This is a genomic window from Geodermatophilus bullaregiensis, from assembly GCF_016907675.1.
Taxonomy (GTDB): domain Bacteria; phylum Actinomycetota; class Actinomycetes; order Mycobacteriales; family Geodermatophilaceae; genus Geodermatophilus; species Geodermatophilus bullaregiensis.
Genome location: NZ_JAFBCJ010000001.1, coordinates 844,369 through 870,131, shown reverse-complemented (window position 1 = coordinate 870,131; position 25,763 = coordinate 844,369). Strand labels below are relative to the sequence as shown.

Sequence of the window (25,763 nt, the reverse complement as noted above, 5' to 3'; positions counted from 1 at the left end):
GCGACGTCCCGCCTACGAGCCGCTGATGGCGCCGGTGGCGACGCCGCTGGCTACGTCGACGGCGAAGTCCCGGCCTGCGGCAAGGAAGGCGTCGAGCGCTCGCCTGGCCTTGCCCTTGGCCTCGCCCTCGGGGGCCTGGTCGACGGCCTTCTGCAGCGCGGCCAGCAGCCGGTCGGCGACAGCCTCGGCGGTGGGCCAGGCGCCGGCCTCTCGGTACGCCTCTGCGGATACCTGCTTGATGGAGCCTCCCGGCAGCGAGCTCATGCTGGCCCGCTGCTCCACCACGTAGCCGCCGCGGGCGAGGGCACGCACGGACGCCCTGACCGTCTCGACGTCCCAGCCCATCCGCTCAGCGATGGAGCTGGCCGTCAACGCTTGGGTCGAGGTGTCGAAGTGACGGACGGCCTCGACGAGCACCGGCAGGTCACGGCTGAACCAGGCGTCGGGCAGTAGCGCGGGTTGTCTCATGGCACGGGACGTTAGAACCCGGCACTGACAGTCTGTGATGACAAAAGATCGATGCGTGACTGCTTGGCGGGTCCACCTCCCAGCCGCCCTGGCAGTGTGGGAGCAGCCGGCCGATCTCCGGGCGCCCGGGGTATGAGCGGTGGAAGCACGGCGGGGGAGCGGCGAGCTGTCCTCAATCAGTCCTCAGAACGCCCGAGTGCCGCCGTACCCCCCCAACGCGAACAAACGGCATAAGCCCTGCTCAGGGCTCATTTTCCGTGTCTGCCAACGCCAGCCAAAAGGCCCAGATCAGTCCCCGGCGTACAGGCCGACTCGTCCGTCGTCCCCCGCCTGACTTGCGCGTTCAGGTCCGGCGAGGGTCCCCGTCCCTCACAGCGGTGTGCGCGTTGATTGTCAGGTGCTGCCCCGGGCTCGCACGCTGGTGGGCGCTGGTGCCGGTCGGCTGACCACAGTGGGAGGCGTGACCTGCAGCGATGTGCGCCCACGGCGCATGTTGGTCCCCCGCAGAACGAGCACTCAGCGCACACCACCGCCGGCGCCGGAGGCTACGGCCGCCGACCAACAGGCACACCGCTGTCAGACGTCTCTCAGCCGCAGGAGCCAGCACGGCGTCCACCGCGGCCCGGGTCCGGTCGTCGGAGTCGGACCACAGGTGGCTGTAGGTGTCGAGGGTCTCGGAGGCCGAGGCGTGGCCCAGCCGGGCCTGGACGGTCTTCACCGACTCGCCGTGCCGGATGAGCAGGCTGGCGTAGCAGTGCCGTAGCCAGTGGAACGTGACGCCGCTGAGGAAGTCGATCCGGTCGACGGTCAGCCCGAGGGCCTCGCCCTGTCGCAGGCCGGTGCCGGCGGCCAGGGTGACCAGCGCCCGGTAGCGCTCGGACCGAGCTGCCCGCGGGCGCCCAGATGGGCGACCACATCGGCCAGGGTGCGCAGCCGGACCCCGCCCTCCACGGTGCAGCCGCGCTCGCCCCAGCAGCGGGCGGACCCCGCCGACGGCCCGGCTGGTCGTGGAGCGGGACACTCCGAACCAGCAGGCCGATACGTCGTGGGTGACCCATGGCGCAGGTGCAACCAGGGTGGCCAGCAACCGGTCGATGAACACCAGCCGGTGCCTTGCACCGGCGCCGACCGCCCACCGGCGCGGCCGATCGGTCAGCCGTGCGTCCTGGCGCGCCTGCCAGCGGGGCCCTGGCTCGGCGACCAGGTCAGCGAGGACCTGCGGGGACAGCCCCGTCACCCGCCGATCGGCAGCAGCAGCGGCACGCGCCAACGTCCCCGACACACCACGACCCTGCCCCGTCCGTCCCGAGCGAGGCGTCCCGCCAACCGTGCACGAGGTCGTAGAGACCGAGTTGAGAGCACGTTCCGAATACCGTCTCTGCGTGCCCTGGCGGAGCTCCCGATGAGATCCCGCCCGCTCGCCCTGCCGCGACCCGCGCACCCGGCGCAGGTCGTCGTCCTGGCGTTCGGAGTGGCGGTGGTGCTGGGCACCCTGCTGCTGCTGCTCCCTGTGTCCCGGGCCGACCGCGACGGTGCGCCGGTCGTCGACGCGCTCTTCACCGCGACCTCCGCGGTCACCATCACGGGCCTCAACACAGTGGACACGCCCACCTACTGGTCCGGCTTCGGCCACGTCGTGATCCTGCTGCTCATTCAGATCGGCGGCTTCGGCATCATGTCGCTGGCGACGCTGCTCGGCCTGCTGGTGTCGCACCGGCTGGGGCTGCGGATGCGGCTGAGCACGGCGGCGGAGACCAAGACGCTCGGCATCGGCGACGTCCGGCGTGTCCTCGTGGGCGTGGCGCGCACCAGCCTGTTCTTCGAGGCTGCCGGGGCGGTGGTGCTCAGCGTCCGGTTGGCGACTGCCTACGACGAGCCGTGGGGCCGCGCGCTGTGGCTCGGGCTCTTCCACTCGGTCTCGGCGTTCAACAACGGAGGGTTCGCGCTCTTCAGCGACGGCCTGAGTCGCTTCGTGACCGACCCAGTGGTGAGCCTCACCGCGTGCATGCTGGTGATCACGGGCGGACTGGGCTTCCCCGTGCTGTTCGAGCTGTACCGGGCGTGGCGGACACCCCGCCGGTGGACGGTGCACACCAAGATCGTCGTGCTCGCGACATCGGTCCTGCTCTCCGTCGGCACGTTCGCCTTCCTGGCGCTCGAGTGGAGCAACCCCGCCACGCTCGGCCCGCTCGGTGTCGGCGGCAAGGCGATCGCCGGGTTCTTCCTCGCCGTGATGCCGCGCAGCGGCGGCCTCAACACCGTGCCGACCGGCGAGCTGCGCGCCGAGTCGCTCCTGCTGACCGACGTGCTCATGTTCATCGGCGGTGGTAGCGCCGGCACGGCGGGCGGCATCAAGGTGACGACCTTCACCGTGCTGCTCTTCGTCATCCTCACCGAGATCCGAGCGGACCGCAGCGTCGTCGCGTTCCACCGGCACATACCGTCCGATGCCCAGCGGCAGGCGCTGACCGTCGCACTGCTCAGTGTGGCCGGCGTCATCGGCGGGACGGGCGCGCTGATGGTGCTCACGCCGTTCTCGCTCGACCAGGTGCTCTTCGAGGTGATCTCGGCGTTCGCGACGGTGGGGCTGTCGACCGGGATCACCGGTGACCTCGGATCGCCAGGCACACTGCTGCTCGTCGTGCTCATGTTCATCGGACGCCTGGGGCCGATCACGCTGGCGTCGGCGCTGGCCCTGCGGTCGCGCCCCCGCCTCTACGAGCTGCCGCAGGAGCGCCCGATCATCGGGTGAATACCACTCGCCAGGAGGGAACACATGCCGGAGCGCTTCTCCCTCGGGAGGCAGAACGCGTCACGCGGCGGCGACAGCGTCGCGATCATCGGCCTGGGTCGCTTCGGCAGCGCGGTGGCGCTCGAACTCATGGCGTCCGACGTCGAGGTGCTCGGCATCGACTCCAGCGAGCGGATCGTGCAGGAGATGAGCACCAAGGTCACGCACTGCGTGCGTGCTGACAGCACACGAGAGGACGCGCTGCGGCAGCTCGGCATCCACGAGTTCACACGGGCGGTCGTCGGCATCGGGACCCACATCGAGGCCAACATGCTGACCGCGTCGCTGCTCAAGACACTGGGCGTCGGTAATGTCTGGGCGAAGGCGATCAGCGAGGCGCACGGGCGGATCCTCAACCAGCTCGGCATCGACCACGTCGTCTACCCCGAGAACGACATGGGCCGCCGAGTGGCGCACCTGGTCATGGGCTGCATGCTCGACTTCATCCAGTTCGAGCCCGATTACGCGATGGTCAAGACAGCGCCTCCGGCCATGCTGCTCGGCAAACCCCTGTCGGAGACCGGCGTACGTCGCAGACACGGGGTGACGATCGTGGGCGTGAAACGACCGGGCAGCGCTTTCACGCACGCCACCGGAGACACCGTCCTGGAGAGCGGGGACGTCGTGATCGCGTCCGGTCTGCCGCGCGCGGTCGAGAGGTTCAGCGAGTTGCGCTGAGCTCGATCCACCGTCGATCTCGGTCGGCCGGTGACCCGCTGACCTGATCTTGGTGCATCTGACTCGGGCATGAGTGGTCCGCCGGTCCGTCCCGGCTCTTCCACTGCTGGTTCGCGGTCGGGCCCGCTGGGGCGGTGGTCGGGGTCAGGCCGCTGCGGGTGGTCCGCAGATGGCGTCGGACAGTTGGGTCCATGCCTGTGCCCAGGGTCAGTCGCGGGGCAGGTGCATCCGCAGTCGGCGGGCGGAGCAGGCGATCCGCGTCGGGACGTCGATCAGCTGGGTGCGGAAGGTTGCGGTGGTGGCCTTGGCGTGGAAGGTGGGGCGAGCGCGCCGGTGGCGCGGGTGAGAGGTGTCTCGAGCTCCCACGGGCGGCAGCGGAGCTCGCGTCGATCCCCGGCACCGCGGTGTCGATGGACGCCGGACGGCCGCGCCCCGCGGCCGAGGCTCCGACGCGCGGGCGCCGTGTCACCGGCCGAGCGACGCGCGGATGGTGCCAGACTCGACCGGTGCGGCCGCGTCGACTCCTGCTGATCCGCCATGCCAGGGCCGCCGGCGGCCCGGTCGACCGGGAGCGGCCACTGACTGCCGACGGCGTGCAGCAGGCCGCGGCGCTCGGGGCCTGGCTGGAGCACGCCGGTCTGGTGCCTGACCGGGTGCTGGTGTCCCCTGCCCGCCGCGCGGTACAGACCTGGGAGCAGGCCGGCGCCGCGTCGTCCTCGGGCGTGCAGCCGATCGGCGAGGCGCGGATCGGCGACAACACCGTCGATGCGCTGCTCGCGGCGATCCGGGAGACCCCGGAGCACGTGCTGTCGGTGGCCGTCGTCGGGCACAACCCCTCGATCGGTGCGCTGGCGGGCGTCCTCGACGACGGCCGGAGCGATCCGATGACCCGGCGTGCCGTCGAGTCCGGGTTCCCGGCCGGGGGTGTGGCGGTGTTCGACCTCGCCGTATCGTTCGCCGCCGTCGGGCCGGGCGCGGCGACGCTGCGGGACTTCAGGGTGCCCGGCGACTGACGGGTCAGGCTCGACGTCCGCCGCCGCCCAGGCGGGACGAGTGAGCGCCGGGCGGAGGCGCTGCGCCGAGTACCCGGCTACCCGCGCGGTGTGCCGCGGTCACCCTGCGCCGGGCCGTGTCGTCCGGCGGAGCCCCCAGGCTCATCCACGGCCGGCCGTGCCCAAGAGGACCGGCGGGACCGATGAGATCGTCCGCGTCGGCCGGTCCGAGCTCCCGGACCGAGTCGTGACCAGGAGGACGCATGCGGAAGATCGTCGTGCACATGATGCTGTCGCTGGACGGCTACTTCGAGGGGCCGGATCACGATCTGAGCTGGCACCTCGTCGACGAGGAGCTGCACGCGCACTTCAACGAGCAGCTCGCGACCATGAGCGCCTTCATCGAGGGCCGGGTCACCTACGAGCTCATGGAGGCTGTCTGGCCGACCGCCGACCAGAACCCCGAGTACCCGCCGACCATGCACGAGTTCGCCGGCATCTGGCGGGCGGTGCCGAAGATCGTGTTCTCCCGCACGCTGCGGGAGGTCGGCCCCAACGCCTCGCTGCGGGCAGGGGTGGACCCCGACGAGATCCGCGTCCTGAAGCAGCAGCCCGGCGGGGACATGACGCTCGGCGGGGTCGACCTGGCCGAGACCTTCCGCCGACTGGACCTGGTCGACGAGTACCGGCTCTACGTCAACCCGGTCGTCGTCGGCCGCGGTCGACGGCTGTTCGAGACCGCCGACCACCCGACCGACCTGGAGCTGGTGGAGAACCGGCGGTTCGGCAACGGTGTCGTCCTGCTGCGCTACGCCGTCCGACGGCCCTAGGCGTCGACGTCGAGCGGTCCCGCAGGCGAACGGGCCGCCCGCGTCCGGAACGACCCCTCCCCGCATCCGCCCCGACGGGACCGTCGCCACGCCGCGACAGATCCCCGGGTCAGCGGTGCCGCGGTGCACCGGGACGGGAGGGACGCCACAGGTACCGCGCACTGGGCTCGCCGAGTCCGAGGAGAGCGACCAGCCGTTCCGACTCCGGTCGAGGATCCGCCACCACCGACCACCGGTCCCCTGCGATTCGGCCCTGCTGCTGAGAGCGCGTGCGGGACCGCTCCGACCGCGTCTAGCGTGCGGGGGTGCCCGCCCACCTGCTGGCTCTGACCTCCGACGCGCACGACCCGGCTCGTCTGGCCGGCTTCTGGGGCGACGTGCTGGGACGGGTGGTCGTCGACGACCTCCGCGGTGCGCTGCTGCCCGGGTCCGACACCCAGGTCGGCCTGCGGTTCGTCCCGAGCGGAGCGGAGAAGGTCGGTACGAACCGGGTGCACCTCCACCTGACCAGCACCAGCCCCGCCGATCAGCAGGACACGGTCGCGGCGGCGCTCGAGCTCGGCGCCCGCCACCTCGACGTCGGCCAGCTCCCCGAAGAGGGACACGTCGTGCTGGCCGATCCCGAGGGCAACGAGTTCTGCGTGATCGAGCCCGGCAACTCGTTCCTGGCCGGCTGTGGGTTCCTCGGGGAGCTCGCCTGCGAGGGCACCCGGCAGGTCGGGCTGTTCTGGGCCGAGGCGCTGGGCTGGCCCCTGGTGTGGGACGAGGACCAGGAGACCGCGGTCCAGTCCCCGCACGGTGGCACCAAGGTCGCCTGGGGTGGCCCGCCCGTGGCGCCGAGGCACCGGAGGAACCGGCAGCGCTTCGACCTCGCCCTGACCGACGGCGACCCGGCGGCCGAGATCGACCGACTCGTCGCGATGGGGGCGACCCGGCTCGGCGGCACCGGGGACGGCGCCGTCGAGCTGGCCGACCCCGACGGCAACGAGTTCTGCCTCAGGTACGGCTGACCTCGTCAGCGCACGACTCGCGCCCCGCCGGTGATCGGGAAGCGGGTCGGCGGTTCCGTGTCCGCTGCGATCAACCTCACAGCCGAGCGGCCGATAGACGGTGCACAGCTTCCGTCGTCGCCTGTCCGCTTGGAGCGTCCTGTGAGCGTCAAGACCCGCCTGGTGGTCAGCATCGTCACCGTCCTCACCGTCGCCCTCGCGGGGCTGGTGGCCGTGATCGCCGTCCTGGCCACCGGCCAGGCGCAGGAGGACGGTCTGCGCAACGCGACGGCGGTGGCGGTCGACCAGGCACGCCAGATCGAAGCCGACCTCGGTCGGCGACGCGGCACCGCCGAGTCCCTGGCGCAGGCGCTGGCCGCCCAGACCGAGGGCCGGCGGGGCGACCGTGCCTACGCCGACGCCCTGCAGGCGCGACTGCTCGCCGCCGACCCCGCGTTGGTCGGGGTCTGGGCGGCGTTCGAACCGCAGGCGTTCGACGCGTCCGACCGGGCCTTCGCCGGTACGGCCGGCACCGACGCGAGCGGCCGCTACGTCCCCTACTGGTACCGCGACGGCGACGCCATCGCGGTGACCGCCCTCGTCGACTACGAGACCCCGGGCGCGGGCGACTACTACCTGCTCCCCCGGGACACCGGCCGTTCGGTGGCGATCGAGCCCTACCTCTACGAGGTGGCCGGCGAGCAGGTCCTCATCACCTCGCTGTCCACCCCCGTCACCGTCGGCGGCCGGGCGATCGGCGTCGCCGGCGTCGACGTGCCGCTGGCCACCATCCAGGAGCAGGTGGGCGCCATCCGCCCGTACGACGTCGGCCGCGCGATGCTCGTGTCGTCGCAGGGCCTCGTGGTCGGCAGCGGCCGGCCGGGTGACGAGGCCGGTTCCGCCGCAGCGGGGTCGGCGGCGGAGATCGCCGCGGCCGCCGTGGAGAGCGGCGAGACCGTGCAGCGCACCCTCGACGGCGACCAGGGCAGCACCGTCTACGTGGCCGCGCCGATCGAGGTGGGTGCCGGGCAGCACTGGGCGCTGCTCGTCGAGATCCCGGAGAGCGCGATCCTCGCTGACGCCCACGGCCTCCGGACGACGATCCTCGTCGGCGCGCTGGTCACCCTGCTGCTGGTCGCCGGCGCCACCTTCCTCGTCGCGCGCCGAGTCGTCGCGCCGCTGGACGCGCTGCGCTCGCGGATGGAGGAGATCGCCGACGGCGACGGCGACCTCACCGCCCGGGTGGACGAGGCCCGCACCGACGAGATCGGCCGGCTCGGCGCCGCGTTCAACCGCTTCGTCGCCAAGGTGGCCGAGACGGTGACCGGCATCGGCCGGGCATCGGGGTCGCTGGTCGAGCTCTCGGCCGGCATGTCCGGCGTCTCCGGCCGGCTCGCGGGGTCGGTCGAGCAGACCAGCGCGCAGGCGCAGCAGGTGTCGGCCGTCGCCGAGCAGGTCTCGCGCAACGTGCAGACCGTCGCGGCCGGGGCCGAGGAGATGGGCGTGAGCATCCGCGAGATCGCCTCGAACGCCTCCGAGGCGGCCCGGATCGCCGGCGAGGCGGTGGGCGTCGCCCAGACGACCAAGCAGACCGTGGCCAAGCTCGGCGACTCGTCCCGGGCCATCGGCGAGGTGGTGCGGGTGATCACGGGCATCGCCGAGCAGACCAACCTGCTGGCCCTCAACGCGACCATCGAGGCCGCCCGCGCCGGCGAGGCGGGCAAGGGCTTCGCCGTCGTGGCCACCGAGGTGAAGGACCTGGCCCAGGAGACGGCGAAGGCCACCGAGGACATCACCCGCCGGATCCAGGCGATCCAGGGCGACACCGACAGCGCCGTGGCCGCGATCGCCCGCATCGACGAGGTCGTCTCCCGGATCAGCGACTACCAGACGACCATCGCCAGCGCCGTCGAGGAGCAGACCGCGACGACCAGCGAGATGTCGCGCGGGGTCACGGAGGCGGCCCAGGGCACCGGGTCGATCGCCGACGCCGTCGTCACCGTGTCGACGGTGAGCACCGAGACCGAGCAGGACGCCCTGCAGGCGCGGTCGGCCGCCGACGGGGTGGCCGAGGTGACCGCCGAGCTGTCCCGGCTGGTGTCGCAGTTCCGGGTCTAGCGGAGTCGGGGGGTGCCCGGCGCACCGGCCGACTCGTCGGTCCTCCCCGGGCCGGCGGCGGCTCCCGTGACGCTCCTGTCGCCACTGCTACCTGGCGCGCCGGACGGTCCGCACGCCGAGCACGACCGCGCCGATGACCAGCAGGACCCCCAGGCCCTGGAGCCCGGGGGAGTCGTCGGCCTCCCCCAGCACCACGGCGGCGACGCCGACGGCGAGGACGGCGAGGAGGGCGGCGACGGCGAGGAACGACTTCACGTGGTCTCCTGCGAGAGGGTTCGGGCCGCCGGCTCTCCCGCCGGCATGGTGCATCGAGGATCGGTCATCAGCTATCGATTCTCAATAGGTGTGCAGCGTGGGCGCGTCGACAACCGGACGCCGACACAGCCGGTCGACGGCGCGCCACCCTCGAGAGGCTCGTTGGGGTTGCCCGGTGGTGCCGGAACTGCAGCTCCGTGGTGTCCACGTGCCCCTGGTGACGCCGTTCGACGAACGCGGCGACGTCGACCTCGACGCCCTGGAGCGCCTGGCCGACGAGGTGCTGTCCGCCGGCACCGCCGGGGTGGTCACCCTCGCGACCACCGGCGAACCCACCTCGCTGGACGACGCCGAGCGCGACGCCGTCGTGGCCGCCTGCAGCCGCGTGTGCACCGATCGCGGGGCCGGCCTCCTCGTCGGCGCGGGCACCAACGACACCCGCACCACCCTCGCCCGCCACGAGGCCCTCGCCGGCGTGCCCGGCGTGACCGCCTCGCTGGCCGTCGTCCCCTACTACGTCCGCCCCTCCGAGGCGGCGGTCGTGGCGCACTCCAGCACGTCGCCGCCCGCTCCCCGGTCGCGCTGGTCACGTACAACGTCCCCTACCGCACCGGGCGGGGACTGAGTGCCGCGTCCCTGCTGGACCTGGCCGCCACCGACAACGTCGCCGGGGTCAAGCAGGCCGTCGACGGCATCGACGCCGACATACTCACCGTCCTGACCCGGGCACCTGAGGGGTTCGCCCTGCTCGGCGGCGACGACCCCTACCTGTTCCCCCTGACCCTCATGGGCGCTCCCGGCGCCATCGCCGCCTCGGCCAACCTGTGTACGCAGCGCTTCGTGACCATGATCGAGCACGGCCTGGCCGGGGAGGTCGCGGCCGGGCGTGCGCACGCCGAGGCGCTGCTGCACGCGGAGGGCCGCATCCCCACCCTCGACGTGCGGATGCCCCTGTCGAACGCCTCCGCGGCCGCCGTGGAGCACGCGCTGGCGGTGCGGCCCGTCTGAGTCCGGGGCCCCGGTGGCCCGCGCGCTGGGGCCCCCGCCGGGCAACCCGTCGCGGTCGGTGCCGGTGCGCACGTCCCGCACGGACGTCGTCCGTCGACTGCGGGTGGCGAGGAGGAGAGGAGGGCGATCCCGCCCTTCCACCTCCACCCTATAGCGCACCCCGGGGCTTGCGGCAAGACCCCGGTCGTGCCGCAGGATCGCCGCCCGAGGCCAGGACCTGCGGGGACGGGAGCTGCGCACGCGAACGGCTCGCCCCGATCCGCGAGAGCAGGATCCGGCCCCGCTCGTGAGCGCCGGAACGGCAGTCCGGCGACACGGACATCGCACGGGAGCTGATGACGTGAGACCACTGACCACCAGCGCGTTCGACCTCCCCGACCACCTGGCCGCCAAGGCCGACCCGATCCTGATCACCGACGACGAGCAGCACTTCGCGGCCATCGCCGAGAGCCTCGAGCAGTCGATCGCCGAGCTGTCCGACCGGCTGGAGGCCGAGCGCAGGGCGCCCGGTGGCGAGGGGCAGGCCGCCCTGGACCGGGACCTGGAGATCCACCGGCTGACCGCCCGGCTGTGCACGCTGCGCCGCTTCGGCCTGGACCTGTGCCTGGGACGGGTCGTCGGCGCGGACGGGTCCGAGCCCGTGTACGTCGGACGGCTCGGGCTCACCGACGGTGCCGGTCGCCGGCTGCTCGTCGACTGGCGCTCTCCCGCGGCCGAGCCGTTCTTCGGCGCGACCCACGCCGACCCGATGGGGCTGGCGAGCCGCCGCCGGTACCGCTGGACCCGCGGCCGGATCACCGACTACTGGGACGAGGTGTTCACCCCCGACGGGTTCGAGGGGCACGCCGCGCTCGACGACCAGTCCGCCTTCATCGCCAGCCTGGGCAGCGACCGGTCGGCCCGGATGCGCGACGTGCTCGGCACCATCCAGGCCGACCAGGACGCCGTCATCCGCGCCGGGTCCAGCGGCGCCCTCGTCGTCGACGGCGGCCCGGGTACCGGGAAGACCGTCGTCGCCCTGCACCGCACCGCCTACCTCCTCTACTCCGACCCCCGGCTCGGTCACCGCCGGGGCGGGGTGCTGTTCGTCGGTCCGAGCCGGCCCTACCTGGCCTACGTCTCCGACGTCCTCCCCAGCCTCGGGGAGGAGGGCGTGCAGACCTGCACCCTGCGCGACCTCGTGCCCGAGGGGGCGACGGCGGGGATCGAGCCCGATCCGGAGGTGGCCCGCTTGAAGTCCTCCGCGCGCGTGGTGGAGGCCGTCGAGGCGGCGGTCCGGTTCTACGAGGAGCCGCCGACCGAGGGGATGGCGGTCGAGACCCCCTGGACCGACGTCTGGCTGGGCGCCGACGACTGGGCCGAGGCGTTCGAGGCGCGCGACCCCGGCACCCCGCACAACGAGGCCCGCGAGCAGGTCTGGGAGGCGCTGCTCACGATCCTGGTGGACGCGCACGACGACGACGTCGACCCCGACCTGGTCCGCAGGGCGCTGCAGCAGGACCGGCGGCTGCGCGCCACCTTCACCGCCGCGTGGCCGCTGCTGGAGGCGCCCGACGTCGTCGCGGACCTCTGGTCGGTCCCCGCCTACCTGCGGAGGTGCGCTCCATGGCTGGGCGCGGACGACGTCCGGAGGCTCCAGCGGCGGGACGCGCGCGCCTGGACGGTGTCCGACCTGCCGCTGCTGGACGCGGCACGGCAGCGGCTCGGCGACCCCGGGGCGGCCCGACGGCAGCGGCGGCACGACGCCACCGTCGCCGCCGAACGCGAGCGCATGGCCGGCGTCATCGACGAGCTGATCGCGGCCGACGACTCCGAGCTGCTGCTGATGACGAGCCTGCGCCACCAGGACCTCCGCGACGCCCTGGTCGACGAGAGCGCGCTGCCCACCGCGGACCGGGACCCGCTGGCCGGCCCGTTCGCGCACGTCGTCGTGGACGAGGCCCAGGAGCTGACCGACGCGGAGTGGCAGGTGCTGCTGCTGCGCTGCCCGTCGGGGAGCTTCACCGTCGTCGGGGACCGGGCCCAGGCCCGGAGGGGGTTTCCCGAGTCGTGGCAGGAGCGGCTCGGGCGGGTCGGGTTCGACCGGGTCCGCCTGGCCTCACTGGGCATCAACTACCGGACGCCGGAGGAGGTCATGGCGGAGGCCGAGCCGGTCATCCGGGCCGTGCTGCCGGACGCCAACGTGCCGACCTCCATCCGCAGCAGCGGGGTCCCCGTCACCCACGGGTCCGTCCCGGAGCTGCGCCCGGTCCTCGACAGCTGGCTCGCCGAGCACGCCGAGGGGGTCGCGTGCGTCATCGGGGACCCCACGTTCGAGGCGACGTCCCGCGTCCGGTCGCTGACGCCGGAGCTGTCAAAGGGGCTCGAGTTCGACCTGGTCGTCCTCGTCGACCCGGAGTCGTTCGGCACCGGCACCGAGGGAGCGGTCGACCGCTACGTCGCGATGACCCGGGCGACGCAGCGACTCGTCGTCCTCACGAGCTCCTGACGTCGGTTCCGCCTCCGAGCTCGTGCCCCGGCCTGCGACGACCGCGGGCCCGGTGCGGCCCGTCTCCCTGCGCGGCCGACTCAGGGACGCCCCTGCAGCCGAGCGGCGAGCAGCGTCAGCAGCCCGTCGGGGTCGTGGAGCACCCGCATCCCGTCGGAGACGACTCTCCGGGTGCCGCTGTCGACGGGGTCGACCGACGCCCACGCGGGCGTGCCGACGCCGAGGTCGATCTCCAGGCCGCTGCGGACAGCGAATCGCCGTTCCGTGACCGCTCCCCACTCGAGCGTCCTGACGAGTCGGACGCCGCCCAGGTCGGGTGTCCAGTCGTCGCGGTGGACGTAGTGCTCGGGCGCGCCGGTGAGCAGCACGACGTCGACGTCGGAGTCCTGATGCGGCGTGCCGTGGGCCCACGAGCCGACCAGCGCGAGGGCGCGCACGTCCACCCGTCGCCGTGCCCAGCGCGTGAGGTGCTGCAGGACCGCCGCCACCTCGGTGACGCGCTCGGGGCTGACCACCGGAGCACGGTGGGGAACGGCTGGACAGGTCACTGTCCGGTCCGCTGGTGTCGAGGCGGCTGCGTCCGCTGCGCGCAGGCCGGGTGCCGCGGAGCCGGCCCACCAGGGACAGTCCTCCTCACCCGGGACGCGGCTCCGGCGAGCCCTCGACCCGGGCCTTGAGTGCGGCGGTCATGGCGTTGAAGGCGGCCAGCCGGTGACGGTTCAGGGAGCGGATCAGCAGGGGTGCCAGCAGTCCCCGGAACTCGTCCTGCCACCACAGCCGCACACCCCCGTCGTGCTCGGTGATGGTCACGGTGACCTCGACGCTGAAGAGGCCCGGTGTGCGCAGCATGTCCAGACCGCTCCTCACCCGCAGCCGCCGGAGGGGGACCACCTCCAGGACCTTGGGACGCGGTCGCGGCTGCACGAAGGCGTTTACCGGCGGCACGGTGACCGACAGCCGACCTCCGACGACGAACGCCCCGTCGGCCCTGGTGATGAACGGGTTCCACTCCGGATAGGCAGGCAGGTCGGTCAGCACGTGCCACACCCGCTCGGGTGTGGCGTCGATGTCGACGAACGTCCTCAGCTCGGCGGTCATCGACGTCATCTCCTGATGGTGAGCGCACCGTGATCGCTCACCCTAGGACGGCCGGCCCGGTGCGCCCAGCGGCCACGGGCGGACCCGGGCGGTGACCGCCGCGCTGCGCCCCTGCGGGGGGACCGCCGCGGTCGTTGACTCCGCGGCGGTGCCGCGAGGAGCCTCCCCCCTCCGTGCAGGCCCTGGTGAGGGGGCGACGGTGCGCCCCCGGTGAGGAGGACAGCATGCAGCGCACGCGGCGCGTCGTGGCGGTCGGGACCGTGGTGGTGGCCTCAGCCCTGCTCGTCCCCGGGGCCGTGGCCAGTGCCGGCGCGGACGACCCCGGTGGAGGTCACGGCCAGGAGACCACCACCCTGGAGTTCGACGTCGAGTTCAGCCCGTTCACCCTCGTCGACCTGGGGGAGCCCGGCCTCTCGGCCGGTGACGTCATCGTCTTCGACGACGTCCTCCTCCAGGACGGCGAGCAGGTCGGTGACATGGCCGGGAGCTGCGTCGTCATCGACGCGACGCCCCTCGCCAACTGCACCGGTGCCGTCCGGTCGGGCGAGGAGGACACCATCACCTTCGCCTTCCTGAACGCGCCGCCCCCCGAGAAGGTCTTCGCCATCACCGGGGGGTCGGGGACCTACCGGACCGCGCACGGTGACGGTCTGCTCGTCGAGTTCGGGGACGACACCGGGACGCTCACCCTCGACGTGGTCAGCGGCTGAGTCGTCGACCGCCCGGTCGGCGGGGCCGGCAGCCAGGCCGTCGACCCCGCCGGGTGTCAGCGGTCGGAGCCGCTCACGCGGCTGCTGTCACCTCAGGCGTTGGTCCACTTGATGGTGACGTCGTCCTTCACCCGCTCGTCGCGGCAGCCGTTGGCGTCGGCGTCGGCGCACCAGACGACGTACTGGGTGCCCGCCGTGGTGCTGTTGTTGAAGCGGGCGTGGAACTCGAGGTCACCCGCTGCGCCGGTCATCTGGTAGCTGGACTGGAAGCAGAGGTCGTTGCGGCCGTCGCCGTTGGTGTCGCTGAGCCGTGAGTACTCGGGTCCCGCGGCGCCGTCGGGGTCGGGGCAGGCGCTGATGGAGCCGACGCCGGAGCTCTGGAAGGAGGCCGGGCCGTTCACCTTCTGGCCCTGCCGGTCGAGGAAGCAGGCGTCGTTGTGCACGTTGCGGTTCGTGGCGCCGGGGTCGCTGAGCCGCTGCCGGTCCCGCTGGTCGGGGTCGGCGCAGGAGGAGCCGCGGTCGACGTCGGGGTTCTCCGTCGGCGCCCCGGTGTCGCGGTTGACGTAGGAGGCGGCGCGGACGCCGTCGCGGCCGTCGCCGCGGTCGTAGCTGGCGCCGTAGCTCCCCCCGCTGCTGGTGCTGCCGCTGTCGCCGTCGCCGCCGTGGGCGAGTGCGAGCGGGGTCCCCAGGCCCATGGCGGCGATGCTGAAGGTGGCGATTGCTGCGGTGCGGAAGGCGAGTCGCATGACGAACTCCTCTGCTCTCGGCCGGACGGCCGGACCCGGCTGTGCGAGTCACACGGGTGTACGGGGCGCCGGTGCGATCCGTTGAACGGTCCGGGCGGTTGTCCTCGGCCGCCGCGAGCGGGTCCGCACGTCCACCGCGACCTCGGCGGGTCCACGCACGTGGTCCGGCCGGCGGGTGGTCCTGCCGCGGCCGTGCGTCCTGCCGATCAGCGGAACCGGGCTCCGGTGATCCGGGCCCGGAAGAACTCGCCCTCGGGCTGGCGGTCGGTGCCCCACCACCAGCCGGCACGCAACACCGAGCCGATGGTCACGCCACCGAAGGTGTCCTCGGCCTCGATGGCGACGCCGAAGGGATGCCGCCCGAAGGGGACGCCGTCGGGGTCGCCCCAGCGCTGCATCGTGACCTCGAGCAACCGTCCGTCGGGATCCACCCGGAACTCCGCGCGCTCCTCGTGGTCGTCGATGCGCCAGGTCACCACGGTGCGGTCCTCGTCGGCCCCGGCGGTCCAGGTGGCCGCGCGGAAGGTGGTGGGCGCCAGTGCCGTCTCACCGGCCAGGCGCCCCGCGGCACTGCGCGTGACGTCGGAGCCGGTGGCGGTCATGACGGGGACGAGCCCGCCGAGCCGCCAGTCCATCTGCCCGGAACCGGAGCTGTACCGGTCGAAGCCGGTCACCGGCAGGCCGAGGAACCGAGCCCTCGCGGCCCAGACGAACCCGCGGGGCGGAGCGAGGACCTGCCGGGCGGTGAAGGGCCGCCAGGCGCCCAGGCGGATCTCACCCCGCATGGTCAGGACCACCGACCCCCACAGCGGCGTCCCCGGTGTGATCGCGTGCACCAGCCAGCGGCGCGCCGGTTCCGGCAGGTCGGCGACCATCGACGGGTCGAACACCTCCGCCGGCTCGCCGCCGCCCGTCAGCAGCGCCCAGTCCCGGCGGACGCGGCGGGCCGCTCCTGGCACCGGCAGAGGGCTCACCCGTCCCTCCCGACACCCGTCATCCCCCGAACGCTAGTGGCCGACCCCGTCCGCCCCGGTGACACCGCCCGGCGCTCGCGGCCTCGGTCGTGGTGGGCTGGACGCAGGGCCGGGTCGGTCCGGTCGGGGCGGGGGCACCCCGAGGGTCACAACCCGGTCGACCAGCGGCTCCGGGTCGGTGACACTGCGGCGTGCTCGTCACCCTGTCCACCACGCACGTGCCCGCCACCGACCTCGGGTTCCTGCTGCACAAGAACCCCGCGCGGGCGCAGCAGGTGGAGGTCTCGACCGGCACGGCGCACGTCTTCTACCCGGAGGCGACCGACCGGCGGTGCACGGTCGCGCTGCTGCTCGAGGTGGACCCGGTCGGGCTGGTGCGCACCGCCCGCGCCGGCGGGACCGAGGGCGCGGCCCTCGCGCAGTACGTCAACGACCGGCCCTACGCCGCGTCCAGCCTGCTGGCCGTCGCACTCGGCAGGGCCTTCGCCAGCGCCCGCCGCGGCGTCAGCAGGGAGCGGCCCGGGCTGGTCGACGTCGCCCTGCCGCTGGAGGTGCACGTCCCCGCGCTGTCCTGCCGCGGCGGCGCCGAGATGGCGCAGCGCTTCTTCGTCCCGCTCGGCTGGGCGGTCGAGGCGACCCCGGTGCCGCTCGACGACCGGTTCCCCGAGTGGGGCGACTCGCGCTACGTCGACCTGCGGCTGACCGGCGACCTCCGCCTCGCCGACGCGCTCAACCACCTCTACGTCGCCCTGCCCGTGCTCGACGACGCCAAGCACCACTGGATCGGCACCGACGAGGTCGACAAGCTGCTGCGCGCCGGCGGCGGCTGGCTGGCCGGCCACCCGGACCGGGACCTCATCACGAGCCGCTACCTCAAGCACCGCGCCGCGCTGACCCGCCGGGCCATCGAGCGGCTGGCCGAGGTCGACGACGCCGAGCCCGACACCCTGGACGACGCCACCGCCCCGCCCCTCGCGGCCGCCGGCGGGCCGGCTCCCGGGGACGAGGCCACCGACCGGCCGGTGCCCCTCGCGCTGCAGCGGCACGGGGCGGTGCTCGCCGCGCTGCGCTCGGCGGGCGCCCAGCGGGTGATCGACCTCGGCTGCGGCGCCGGCGCGCTGCTGCCCGCCCTGCTGGCCGAGCCGGCGTTCACCGAGGTGCTCGGCGTCGACGTCAGCGCCCGGGCGCTGGAGGTGGCCGCGCGCCGGCTGAGGCTGGACCGCATGCCCGAGCGGCAGCGCGCCCGGGTCCGGCTGCTGCAGAGCGGCCTGACCTACACCGACGCCCGCCTGCGCGGCTACGACGCGGCGGTGCTCGTGGAGGTCGTCGAGCACCTCGACCCCGACCGGCTCCCCGCGCTCGAGCACGCGGTGTTCGGTGCCGCCGCGCCGGCGACCGTCGTCGTCACCACGCCCAACGTCGAGTACAACGTGCGCTTCGAGGGGCTGGCGGCCGGCGTGTTCCGGCACCGCGACCACCGCTTCGAGTGGACCCGCGCGGAGTTCGCCGCGTGGGCCTCCGCGGTGGGGGAGCGGTACGGGTACACCGTCCGGCTGCTCGGCGTCGGCGACGACGACCCCGAGGTCGGCCGGCCGTCGCAGATGGCCGTGTTCACCCGCGGTGCCGCGGAGGTGGCGGCATGACCGGCGCACCCCGCACCCTCGCCGTCCCCGACCTGTCCCTCGTCGTCCTGATCGGGGTGAGCGGCTCGGGCAAGAGCACCTTCGCGCGCCGGCACTTCGCGCCGACCCAGGTGCTCTCCAGTGACTTCTGCCGCGGCCTGGTGGCCGACGACGAGAACGACCAGTCGGCGACCCCGGCCGCCTTCGCGCTGCTGCACCACATCGCCGGGATCCGGCTGCGCGCCGGGCGGCTGACGGTCGTCGACGCCACCAACGTCAAGGCCGAGGACCGCGCGTCGCTGGTGCGGCTGGCGCGCGAGCACGACGTGCTGCCCGTGGCGATCGTCCTCGACGTCCCGGAGGGCGTGTGCCTGGCCCGCAACGCGGAGCGTCCGGACCGCGACCTGCCGCCCGGCGTCGTCCAGCGGCAGCGCGCCGACCTGCGGCGCGGGCTGCGGGGGCTGGGCCGCGAGGGCTTCCGCAAGGTGCACGTCCTCGGCCCGGACGACGTCGAGCGCGCCGTCGTCACCTACGAGAGGCAGTACAACGACCGGCGCGAGGACACCGGCCCGTTCGACGTGGTCGGCGACGTGCACGGCTGCCGCGAGGAGCTCGAGGACCTGCTCGGGGAGCTCGGCTACGCGCTGCGCCGCGACGAGCGGGGCCGCGCGGTCGACGCCGTCCACCCCGGGGGCCGGCGCGCGGTCTTCCTCGGCGACCTCGTCGACCGCGGTCCGGACTCACCCGGCGTGCTGCGCCTGGTCATGGGGATGGTCGCCGCGGGGCACGCGCTGTGCGTCCCCGGCAACCACGAGAACAAGCTGGTCCGCGCCCTGCGCGGCCGCGACGTCCAGGTCACGCACGGCCTGGAGCGCACGCTGGCCCAGCTCGAGGCCGAGGACGAGGACTTCCGCCGGGAGGTCGAGGCCTTCTGCGACGGCCTGGTCAGCCACTACGTGCTCGACGGCGGCGCACTGGTCGTCGCGCACGCGGGGCTCACGGAGTCGCTGCAGGGCCGGTCCAGCGCCCGGGTGCGCAGCTTCGCGCTCTACGGCGACACCACCGGGGAGACCGACGAGTTCGGCCTGCCGGTGCGCCATCCCTGGGCCAGGGAGTACCGCGGCCGCGCGATGGTGCTCTACGGGCACACCCCGGTGCCGACCCCGGAGTGGGTGAACGACACGCTCTGCCTGGACACCGGCTGCGTGTTCGGCGGCCGGCTGACCGCGCTGCGCTACCCGGAGCGGGAGCTGGTCAGCGTCGCGGCGCGGCAGACCCACTACGCGCCGGCCCGCCCGTTCCCGACCGTGGAGGACGCCGCCCCGCCGGCCGGGGCGACCCGTCCGGACGGCGTCCTGGACGTCGACGACGTGCTCGGCAAGCGCGTCGTCGAGACCCGGCTGGCCGGGCGGGTGACCGTGCGGGAGGAGAACGCCGCGGCGGCGATCGAGGTGATGAGCCGCTTCGCCGTCGCACCGGAGCAGCTGCTGTACCTGCCGCCGACGATGAGCCCCTCGGCCACGTCGACCCGGCCCGGACTGCTCGAGCACCCCGCGGAGGCGTTCGCGTACTACCGCGGCGAGGGCGTGGCGGAGGTCGTCTGCCAGGAGAAGCACATGGGCTCCCGGGCGGTGGCGCTGGTGCGGCGGGACGGCTCCGGGGTGCTGCACACCCGCACCGGCCGGTCCTTCCTCGCCGGCGACCTCGCGGCCGCGTTCTCGGCCCGGCTCTCGGCCGCGGCGCAGGAGGCCGGGTTGTTCGACGAGTGCGGCTCCGACTGGCTGCTGCTCGACGCCGAGCTGCTGCCGTGGTCGGCCAAGGCCGGCGACCTGGTCCGCAGCCAGTACGCGGCCGTCGGGGCCGCCGCGCGGACGGCGCTGCCCGCGGCCGTCGCGGCGCTGGAGGCCGCCGCGGCGCGCGGTCTGGACGTGGGGGACCTGCTCGACCGGCAGCGGCGGCGGGCGGACGACGCCGGGTCGTTCACCGAGGTCTACCGGCGCTACTGCTGGCCGACCGACGGGCTCTGCGGCGTCTCGATCGCGCCGTTCCAGGTGCTCGCCACGGCCGGCGCGACGTACGCCGACCGGCCGCACGCCTGGCACCTGTCCCTCGCCGACCGGCTGGCCGAGGCCGATCCCGGGCTGGTCCGCGCGACCCGCTCGCTGGCCGTCGACGTCACCGACCCGGCGAGCGAGGCCGCCGCGACGACGTGGTGGGAGGAGCTGACCGCGGCCGGCGGCGAGGGGATGGTCGTCAAGCCCGCGGCCAACCTCACCCGCGGCACGAAGGGGTACGTGCAGCCCGGGCTCAAGGTGCGCGGCCGCGAGTACCTGCGGCTGGTGTACGGGCCGGACTACACCGAGCCGCGGCACCTCGACCGGCTGCGCGAGCGGTTCCTCGGGCGCAAGCGCGGGCTGGCCCTGCGGGAGTACGCGCTCGGCACGGAGGGGCTGGAGCGGGCGGCCCGCGGTGAGCCGCTGTGGCGGGTGCACGAGTGCGTCTTCGCCGTCCTCGCGCTGGAGTCCGAACCGGTCGACCCGCGCCTGTGAGCCGTCACCCCTCGGCCCGGGTGGTCAGGAGTCCCCGGTGGAGAGCTTGCCGAGGTAGTCGCCGAAGGTGATGACGCCGCCCTCCTGCTGTGCCCGGCCGCGGTCGGGGGGCGGCAGCACGTCCTGCAGCGCGTCGATCCGCTTCCACGCCGGGTAGGGGGCCTCGCCGCCGCGTCGGGCACGTACGGCGAGTCGGCGGCCCGGACGTGCCGGTGGACGTAGCGGCCGCAGTTGTGGAACACCTTCTCGACGGCGGCGCGCACGACCAGGCGGGCGCCGGGCCACGCGGCGAGCAGGTCGTCGTCGGCGGAGACGCGCGCCGTCGCCTGCACCCGGACGCGGTTGGGCGTCTCCAGGTCGATGAACAGCATGCCGATCCTGGCGGAGTCGCTGATGTTGCCCATCGACAGGAACATGCCGTTGCCGTCGTAGTCGGGGAAGGCCAGCGTGCCGGGGTCGACGACCCGCACCAGGCCGGGCGGCCCGCCCTTGTAGGACACGGTCGGCATGCCGGCCGCGTCCACGGTGGCCAGGAAGAAGAAGTCCCGCGAGGCGATGAAGCCGCCGTGGGAGTCGTCGACGTGGTCGGCGACGACGGCCTGCTCGACCCGGTCGGCCAGCGCGACGCTGTCGAAGTGCTCCTGCCAGGCGCGCTGGGAGGGCGTGTAGGAGTCCACGGCTCAGGCTCCCGCACCGACGGGCGGCCCGCCCGGTGTGGCCGGCGAGTGGCGGCAAGGCCGTGTCCGGTCCCGCCGTGGTGGCTTCCCGCGCCGCGTGCACGTCGCGAGGTCCGCCGTGGCGGTCAGCCGGGGGTGCCGTCGGCGAAGGTGACCGCGCCCCGCATGGCCTGCCCGCGGGTGACCGCGCGGTCGACCTCCTCGACCACCAGGTCGACCAGCCAGCGCACCGGCCCGGTCCGGGCGAGCAGCTCCTCGGCGGGCCACTCGCGGGGCGTGCCGAGCAGGCCCAGGGTGCCCGCGATCGCGGCGAGGGCGGCGTCCGCGGGTGTCCAGTCGCGGTCCGGGAGCTCGAGCGCCCGCTCGTCCGCCGCCGTCCGCTCGGCCCGGTGGTCGTCGTAGCGCCGTCCGGGCCACCGCCGGCGCAGGACCCACGAGCCGCGGCGCAGGTGCTCGGCGGCCAGGTCCTGCTGGTCCACCGCACCGTGGCGCAGCAGCTCGGTCAGCGACGGCGCCCACCCGGCGAGGAGCCGGTCGGCCGGCGGGAAGCCGGTGGGTGCGTCGTCGACCTCGACGGCGTCGTCGGTGTCGCTGACCCGCCCCCGCAGGCCGAGGTCGACCAGCAGCGCGCCGCGCACCGCCAGGGCGGTCACCAGGTCGTCGGTCAGCCGGCCGCGGTCCAGCGCCAGGCAGGCCAGGCGCATCGACACCGAGTCGTCCCAGTCGTCGTCCACACCCGGATGGTGCCCGGAGAGCCCGGTGGGCGGGAGTCCCCGGTGACGCGTCGGTGACGGCAGGAGTGATCGACGCGAAGGTGCGGCCACCCGCGCCTACGCTCGTCCCACCGTGGGACGACGGCGTCCCCGGATGCGTCCTCGCGGAGGCGGTCGACCATGTCCCAGGTGCCCGAGGGGTTGCCGGTCCTCGGTCGAGGGAGGCACCGCAGCCCGGCGCGCGGAGCCTGCTTCCTCGAGTACACGGCCCTGCTGGCCGGTGAGCCGTTCAGCGACGCGCCCGCCTGCGTCGACGGCGAGCTCGCCGCCGTCCTGCGGCACGCCAACGACCGGCTGTCCAACGCCGACCGCCGGCGACTGGTGCCCCTCCTGGGGCGCGCCATCGGCCTCGCGGTGCCCGAGCCGCTCGCCGTCCGCCCCCGCGGACGGACCGGGCGGGCGGCGCTGCACTGGGACGTGCGCGCGCTCCCCGGGTACGCCGAGACCGTCGGCACCCTGCGCGAGACGGTCGCGCGCCGGTTCACCGCCGCCCTCGGCGTGGACGTCCCGCCGCGGGAGTGGCGCTGGTACGACTCCGGCAGGGAGCTCGACCGGCTCTTCTGGTCGGTGATGCTCGAGCCGACGCCGGTCACCACGTCCCCGGCCTGGGTGGCCCGGCTGGTGGACCGGCTGGTCCTCCTCCACGAGTGCTACGAGCAGGCGATGGACCAGCTCGGCCTCGCGCGCACGGCTCCGGACGCGGGCCTCGTCCCGTCCTGATCGGCACCCCTGCGCAACGGGCAGGAGAGCGACCGGCCGGCCGTGCCAGGATGGAGGGGTCGGCGCCGGACCCCGCCCGGGGACACCCGCCGGCCCTGGACCCGCGAGTCGGCCTCCGCCCGGCGCCGGCCCGGCAGCCCGCTGCCGGCTCCCCGCCGGAACGGGTGCCGTCCGCGCGAGGACGCGCATGACCAACCCGCCCCGACCTGCCCGGCCACCGTCCCCGTGGTCCGGCTCCCGCCACGAGACCGAGCACCGCTGGCAGCTCGACGGCGTCCGCACCCTGGACGACGTCGTCGCCGCGCTGCGCGGCCTGACCGACGAGCTGCGCGCGGCCGCCGCGGCCGGCTGGACCCTGGCCCAGCCGATGCGCGACGGCCACCTGCTCGCCACCCGGCCGTCCCGGCGGCAGCGGGCCCGCGGCGCCGTGGCCCCGCCCCCACCCGCCGGAGCCCCTCCCGTGCTGCGCTGGCGGGTGCGCCTCGTCGACGAGCCGCCGGTCACCGGCGACGACGTCCTCGACCTCGGCGCGGCCGCGCGGACGCCGGTGCTCGCCTGGACCGGGGGAGTGCTGCGGCAGGTGGACGGCCCGGCGGTGCGGCCGGGACTCCTCGGCGAGCTGGCCCCGCAGGTCTCCGCGGCCGACCTCGGGGCCCGCCGCTGGGGCGTCGCGCCGGCGCGGGTCGGGCCGGGCGCGGACCTCGTCGCCGACGGCAGCGCCCTCCACGTCCACGCCGTCGAGGACGGCGCGCTCGTCCGCACGGTCGAGGCGCTGACCTTCCGGCACGCCGCGGACCGGGCCGGGACGCTGCCCGACGCGGCGGCCGCCTACGAGCGGCTGGCCCGCGCCGCGGAGGCCGTGGCCGCCGCCGGCGGACGGCTGACCGGTGTGGACGACGGCCTGCTGCACGTCGGCTACGGCCGCGCGACGGCGGGACGGCGCTGATGCCGGCGTACCGCGGCGCCGACGGCGCGGCGCTGCACCACGACGTCCTGGGCGCGGACGCGGCGCCACCGCTGGTCGTGCTGGCCGGCGGCGCGGCCGCCCACCCGTCCTACCTCGGCGACCTGGCCGGACTGGGCGAGCGGTACCGCCTGGTCGTGCCGCACCTGCGGGGCGTCGGCCGCTCGGCCGACGCCCCGCTGACCTCGCGGTGGCAGCAGGCCGACGACGTCGACGCCCTGCGCGCCGCCCTCGGGCTCGACCGGTGCACGCTGGTCGCCCACTCGGCCGGCACCCGCCTGGCCGTGGCCTACGCCGCGCGGTACCCGCACCGCCTGGCCGCCCTCGTGCTCCTCACCCCGCCGGCCGACCACCTCGTCGACGTCCCCTCGGACGCGGCGCGGATCGCGGCCGCCCGCTCCGGCGACCCGGCGTTCCGGGCGGCGACGGCGGCGGCCGAGGAGGGCCCGGACCTCGGCAGCGACGGGGCGTTCGCCACCTGGCGCCTCGCCACCGCGGCCCTCGGGTACGCGCGCTGGGACGCGACGACGCAGGCCCACGCCGGTGCGGTGCGGTACTCCCTCGCGGCGGCCCGGGCCTTCCTCGCGGGCGAGGGACCCGCCGACCTCCTCGATCGGCTGCGCGCCGTCCACGCGCCCACGCTCGTCGTCGCGGGCGCGCAGGACGCCGTCACCGGCCTGGCCCCGGTGCTCGCGGTGGCCGACCTGTTCCCGCACGGGCGCGTCGCGGTGATCGACGACTGCGGCCACTTCCCGTGGGTCGAGCAGCCGGCTGCCTTCCGCGCGGCGGTCGACCCGTTCCTCGCCGGGTCGCCGCGGTGACCGCCCACCAGGCCGTGGGGGCGGTGTGGCCGTCAGGGCCGGCCGTGGCGACGGCGACCTCGGACGGCCGACGACCCGGCCTCAGCCGGCGAGCACCAGCCCCACGACGGCGAGCGGCAGCGCCACGAACAGGAAGACGCCCAGCGGGCCCAGCGCCGGCACGAGGTCGGGCTGGTCGGCCTCCGGTCCCAGCCCGAGGAACGCCCGGACGTCGGAGGTCCCCGCCCGGGACACCACCGATCCGCCCAGCAGGGCGAGCAGGCCGCCCACGGCGACGAGGGACAGCCCCAGCTTCGACCGGAACCCGCCGTCGGCCACCGCCGTCCACACACCGGCCGCGGCGACGGCGACGACCGCTCCACCGGCCAGCAGCACCAGCGCCTGACGCAGACCACGGACCACGTGCACGCCCGGGACCGTAGCGGCGCTCAGACCGCGGCGAGGGCCGTGAGCACCTCCCGCGGGCGCGTCCACGGCAGCGCGCCGCCCTCGCCGTCGAGCACGGTCAGCCGCGCGCCGGGGATGCGCCGCCCCAGCGCGCGACCGCGGTCGGGCGAGTGGACGGTGCTGGTGTCGTCGGCGCCGTACCAGAGGTGCACCGGCGTGCGGAGGTCCTCCGGCCGCACCGGCCAGGGCCCCAGCGCGATCCGCAGGTCCCGGGCGTAGCCGGCGGCGCCCTGGCGGAAGCCGTCCTCGAGGGCGGCGCGGACGGCGGCACCGAGCGGCGTCGTCGCGTACAGCGCGCGGTCCCGGGGCGCGGCCGTGGCCTCGATGACCTGCCACAGCCAGGCGGCGTCGGCCCGCTCGGCGACCTCCCGCTCGAAGCCGCCGGGGTCGGCGTCGACCGCGTCGAGCATCGCGGCCACCTCGGGCACCAGCAGGTGCCGCTGGGCGCGCAGGTCGTCCTGCCCGGCCACCAGCGCCACCGCGTCCAGCAGTCCCGCGCCGGCCAGCGCCACCGCGAACGGCGCCCCCTGGGAGAAACCGACGGCGAGCACGTGCCGCAGCCCCTCCGCCCCCACGAGGTGCCCGACGTCGGCGGCCCAGGTCGCGTAGGTCTTCGCCGGGTCGTGCGTGGACCGGCCGAGTCCCGGCCGGTCGAGCGCCAGCACCCGCAACCCCAGCCCGGGCAGGACGTCGGCGCCGAACCCGAGGACGCCGCTCATCCCCGCGCCCGGGCAGAACAGCACCGGCCGGCCCTCCGGCGGGCCCCACTCCGACCAGGCGAGGTCGCGGCCGTCGGGCAGCCGGACCGCGTGCGCGGCCGGGTGTCGGGGTGCCGGGGCCGCGGTGTCCACGTGTCCTCCTTGCCGGTGGCCGTCGGGTCGTCGTCAACCTCGCACCGCCGGCCCCTGCGGGGCAACGGCTCGGGAGCGGTCCTCGCCGGCCGGTGCCTCCGCCGCGCCGCGCGGTGGGGCGCCTGCGCCGTCCGTGACGACCGGGACGACGCGGGGACCGGAGCCCCGCCGGTGGACGGGGCCGGCCCCGGCGC

At 74.8% G+C, this 25,763-nt stretch carries 26 protein-coding genes and 1 pseudogene; 16 read left to right on the top strand and 11 right to left on the bottom strand.

Going from position 1 to position 25,763, the window contains the following annotated elements; translation table 11 throughout:
• Positions 1-12: 12 nt before the first annotated feature.
• Complete coding sequence (locus JOD57_RS04025; protein ID WP_204690714.1) at positions 13-468, bottom strand: hypothetical protein; 456 nt, start codon at positions 466-468, stop codon at positions 13-15.
• 343 nt (positions 469-811) lie between these two features.
• The gene (locus JOD57_RS04020) at positions 812-1,489 is read right to left on the bottom strand and encodes a tyrosine-type recombinase/integrase (protein ID WP_307824937.1); all 678 of its coding nucleotides are present in this window, start codon (positions 1,487-1,489) and stop codon (positions 812-814) included.
• Positions 1,490-1,870: 381 nt separating this feature from the next.
• Here JOD57_RS04020 and JOD57_RS04015 point away from each other — a divergent pair, with 381 nt between their 5' ends.
• From JOD57_RS04015 to JOD57_RS03990, 6 genes are all read left to right on the top strand, one after another.
• Positions 1,871-3,220 (top strand): TrkH family potassium uptake protein, encoded by a 1,350-nt coding sequence (locus JOD57_RS04015; RefSeq protein ID WP_204690713.1) that lies wholly within the window; start codon positions 1,871-1,873, stop codon positions 3,218-3,220.
• 24 nt (positions 3,221-3,244) lie between these two features.
• Positions 3,245-3,937: a potassium channel family protein gene (locus JOD57_RS04010; RefSeq protein WP_204690712.1), complete on the top strand. Its 693-nt coding sequence runs from the start codon at positions 3,245-3,247 to the stop codon at positions 3,935-3,937.
• Positions 3,938-4,443: 506 nt separating this feature from the next.
• Positions 4,444-4,950: a SixA phosphatase family protein gene (locus JOD57_RS04005; protein WP_204690711.1), complete on the top strand. Its 507-nt coding sequence runs from the start codon at positions 4,444-4,446 to the stop codon at positions 4,948-4,950.
• Positions 4,951-5,192: 242 nt separating this feature from the next.
• Positions 5,193-5,759 (top strand): dihydrofolate reductase family protein, encoded by a 567-nt coding sequence (locus tag JOD57_RS04000; RefSeq protein ID WP_204690710.1) that lies wholly within the window; start codon positions 5,193-5,195, stop codon positions 5,757-5,759.
• Positions 5,760-6,064: 305 nt separating this feature from the next.
• Positions 6,065-6,769, top strand: coding sequence for a VOC family protein (locus tag JOD57_RS03995; RefSeq protein WP_204690709.1), 705 nt, complete (start codon positions 6,065-6,067; stop codon positions 6,767-6,769).
• A gap of 141 nt (positions 6,770-6,910) precedes the next feature.
• On the top strand, positions 6,911-8,866 hold the full coding sequence (locus JOD57_RS03990; RefSeq protein ID WP_204690708.1) for a methyl-accepting chemotaxis protein: 1,956 nt from the start codon (positions 6,911-6,913) through the stop codon (positions 8,864-8,866).
• Positions 8,867-8,953: 87 nt separating this feature from the next.
• Here the strand turns inward: JOD57_RS03990 and JOD57_RS03985 are convergent, their stop codons facing one another.
• Entirely contained in the window at positions 8,954-9,121 is a 168-nt protein-coding gene (locus JOD57_RS03985; RefSeq protein ID WP_204690707.1) for a hypothetical protein, read from the bottom strand.
• Between the two features lie 88 nt (positions 9,122-9,209).
• Here JOD57_RS03985 and JOD57_RS26085 point away from each other — a divergent pair, with 88 nt between their 5' ends.
• The 3 genes from JOD57_RS26085 to helR all read left to right on the top strand — a co-directional run bounded on the left by JOD57_RS26085 (position 9,210) and on the right by helR (position 12,617).
• On the top strand, positions 9,210-9,746 hold the full coding sequence (locus JOD57_RS26085) for a dihydrodipicolinate synthase family protein (protein WP_307824444.1): 537 nt from the start codon (positions 9,210-9,212) through the stop codon (positions 9,744-9,746).
• Positions 9,704-10,129, top strand: a complete 426-nt coding sequence (locus JOD57_RS26080) for a dihydrodipicolinate synthase family protein (protein ID WP_275582208.1) — start codon at positions 9,704-9,706, stop codon at positions 10,127-10,129. Before JOD57_RS26085 ends, JOD57_RS26080 begins: the two co-directional genes overlap by 43 nt.
• 340 nt (positions 10,130-10,469) lie before the next feature.
• Complete coding sequence (gene helR / locus JOD57_RS03970; RefSeq protein ID WP_204690705.1) at positions 10,470-12,617, top strand: RNA polymerase recycling motor ATPase HelR; 2,148 nt, start codon at positions 10,470-10,472, stop codon at positions 12,615-12,617.
• Positions 12,618-12,697: 80 nt separating this feature from the next.
• On the opposite strand, the gene JOD57_RS03965 is transcribed toward helR, so the two are convergent.
• Both JOD57_RS03965 and JOD57_RS03960 read right to left on the bottom strand, forming a co-directional pair.
• Positions 12,698-13,132, bottom strand: a complete 435-nt coding sequence (locus JOD57_RS03965; protein ID WP_204690704.1) for a nucleotidyltransferase domain-containing protein — start codon at positions 13,130-13,132, stop codon at positions 12,698-12,700.
• A 118-nt stretch (positions 13,133-13,250) separates the two neighbouring features.
• Positions 13,251-13,724, bottom strand: a complete 474-nt coding sequence (locus tag JOD57_RS03960) for an SRPBCC domain-containing protein (RefSeq protein WP_204690703.1) — start codon at positions 13,722-13,724, stop codon at positions 13,251-13,253.
• A gap of 215 nt (positions 13,725-13,939) precedes the next feature.
• Between JOD57_RS03960 and JOD57_RS03955 the strand changes: the two genes are divergently transcribed.
• Positions 13,940-14,425, top strand: coding sequence for a hypothetical protein (locus tag JOD57_RS03955; RefSeq protein WP_204690702.1), 486 nt, complete (start codon positions 13,940-13,942; stop codon positions 14,423-14,425).
• Between the two features lie 92 nt (positions 14,426-14,517).
• Here the strand turns inward: JOD57_RS03955 and JOD57_RS03950 are convergent, their stop codons facing one another.
• Both JOD57_RS03950 and JOD57_RS03945 read right to left on the bottom strand, forming a co-directional pair.
• Positions 14,518-15,171 (bottom strand): hypothetical protein, encoded by a 654-nt coding sequence (locus tag JOD57_RS03950; protein ID WP_204690701.1) that lies wholly within the window; start codon positions 15,169-15,171, stop codon positions 14,518-14,520.
• A 206-nt stretch (positions 15,172-15,377) separates the two neighbouring features.
• Positions 15,378-16,145 carry a DUF6544 family protein gene (locus JOD57_RS03945; protein ID WP_204690700.1) on the bottom strand — a complete coding sequence of 256 codons (768 nt, stop codon included), beginning with the start codon at positions 16,143-16,145 and terminating at the stop codon, positions 15,378-15,380.
• A gap of 191 nt (positions 16,146-16,336) precedes the next feature.
• On the opposite strand from JOD57_RS03945, the gene JOD57_RS03940 reads away from it, so the two are divergent.
• Both JOD57_RS03940 and JOD57_RS03935 read left to right on the top strand, forming a co-directional pair.
• Positions 16,337-17,788 (top strand): 3' terminal RNA ribose 2'-O-methyltransferase Hen1, encoded by a 1,452-nt coding sequence (locus tag JOD57_RS03940; RefSeq protein ID WP_204690699.1) that lies wholly within the window; start codon positions 16,337-16,339, stop codon positions 17,786-17,788.
• Complete coding sequence (locus JOD57_RS03935; RefSeq protein WP_204690698.1) at positions 17,785-20,316, top strand: polynucleotide kinase-phosphatase; 2,532 nt, start codon at positions 17,785-17,787, stop codon at positions 20,314-20,316. Before JOD57_RS03940 ends, JOD57_RS03935 begins: the two co-directional genes overlap by 4 nt.
• A 317-nt stretch (positions 20,317-20,633) precedes the next feature.
• Here the strand turns inward: JOD57_RS03935 and JOD57_RS27195 are convergent.
• A pseudogene (locus JOD57_RS27195) lies at positions 20,634-20,825 on the bottom strand (hypothetical protein); the annotation flags it as partial.
• Between JOD57_RS27195 and JOD57_RS03930 the strand changes: the two are divergent.
• A complete protein-coding gene (locus JOD57_RS03930; protein ID WP_204695056.1) occupies positions 20,824-20,985 on the top strand; it encodes a hypothetical protein in 162 nt (53 codons plus the stop codon). The pseudogene JOD57_RS27195 and the gene JOD57_RS03930 sit on opposite strands and share 2 nt — an antisense overlap.
• A 133-nt stretch (positions 20,986-21,118) precedes the next feature.
• On the opposite strand, the gene JOD57_RS03925 is transcribed toward JOD57_RS03930, so the two are convergent.
• Positions 21,119-21,727, bottom strand: coding sequence for a GPP34 family phosphoprotein (locus JOD57_RS03925; RefSeq protein ID WP_204690697.1), 609 nt, complete (start codon positions 21,725-21,727; stop codon positions 21,119-21,121).
• 159 nt (positions 21,728-21,886) lie between these two features.
• Between JOD57_RS03925 and JOD57_RS03920 the strand changes: the two genes are divergently transcribed.
• The 3 genes from JOD57_RS03920 to JOD57_RS03910 all read left to right on the top strand — a co-directional run bounded on the left by JOD57_RS03920 (position 21,887) and on the right by JOD57_RS03910 (position 24,271).
• On the top strand, positions 21,887-22,486 hold the full coding sequence (locus JOD57_RS03920; RefSeq protein ID WP_204690696.1) for a hypothetical protein: 600 nt from the start codon (positions 21,887-21,889) through the stop codon (positions 22,484-22,486).
• Between the two features lie 187 nt (positions 22,487-22,673).
• On the top strand, positions 22,674-23,432 hold the full coding sequence (locus JOD57_RS03915; protein WP_204690695.1) for a hypothetical protein: 759 nt from the start codon (positions 22,674-22,676) through the stop codon (positions 23,430-23,432).
• Positions 23,432-24,271, top strand: coding sequence for an alpha/beta fold hydrolase (locus JOD57_RS03910; protein WP_204690694.1), 840 nt, complete (start codon positions 23,432-23,434; stop codon positions 24,269-24,271). The genes JOD57_RS03915 and JOD57_RS03910 overlap by 1 nt, the downstream gene beginning before the upstream one ends.
• An 81-nt stretch (positions 24,272-24,352) precedes the next feature.
• On the opposite strand, the gene JOD57_RS03905 is transcribed toward JOD57_RS03910, so the two are convergent.
• On the bottom strand, positions 24,353-24,679 hold the full coding sequence (locus JOD57_RS03905; RefSeq protein WP_204690693.1) for a hypothetical protein: 327 nt from the start codon (positions 24,677-24,679) through the stop codon (positions 24,353-24,355).
• 20 nt (positions 24,680-24,699) lie between these two features.
• The gene (locus JOD57_RS03900) at positions 24,700-25,569 is read right to left on the bottom strand and encodes an alpha/beta fold hydrolase (RefSeq protein WP_204690692.1); all 870 of its coding nucleotides are present in this window, start codon (positions 25,567-25,569) and stop codon (positions 24,700-24,702) included.
• Between the last annotated feature and the right edge of the window lie 194 nt (positions 25,570-25,763).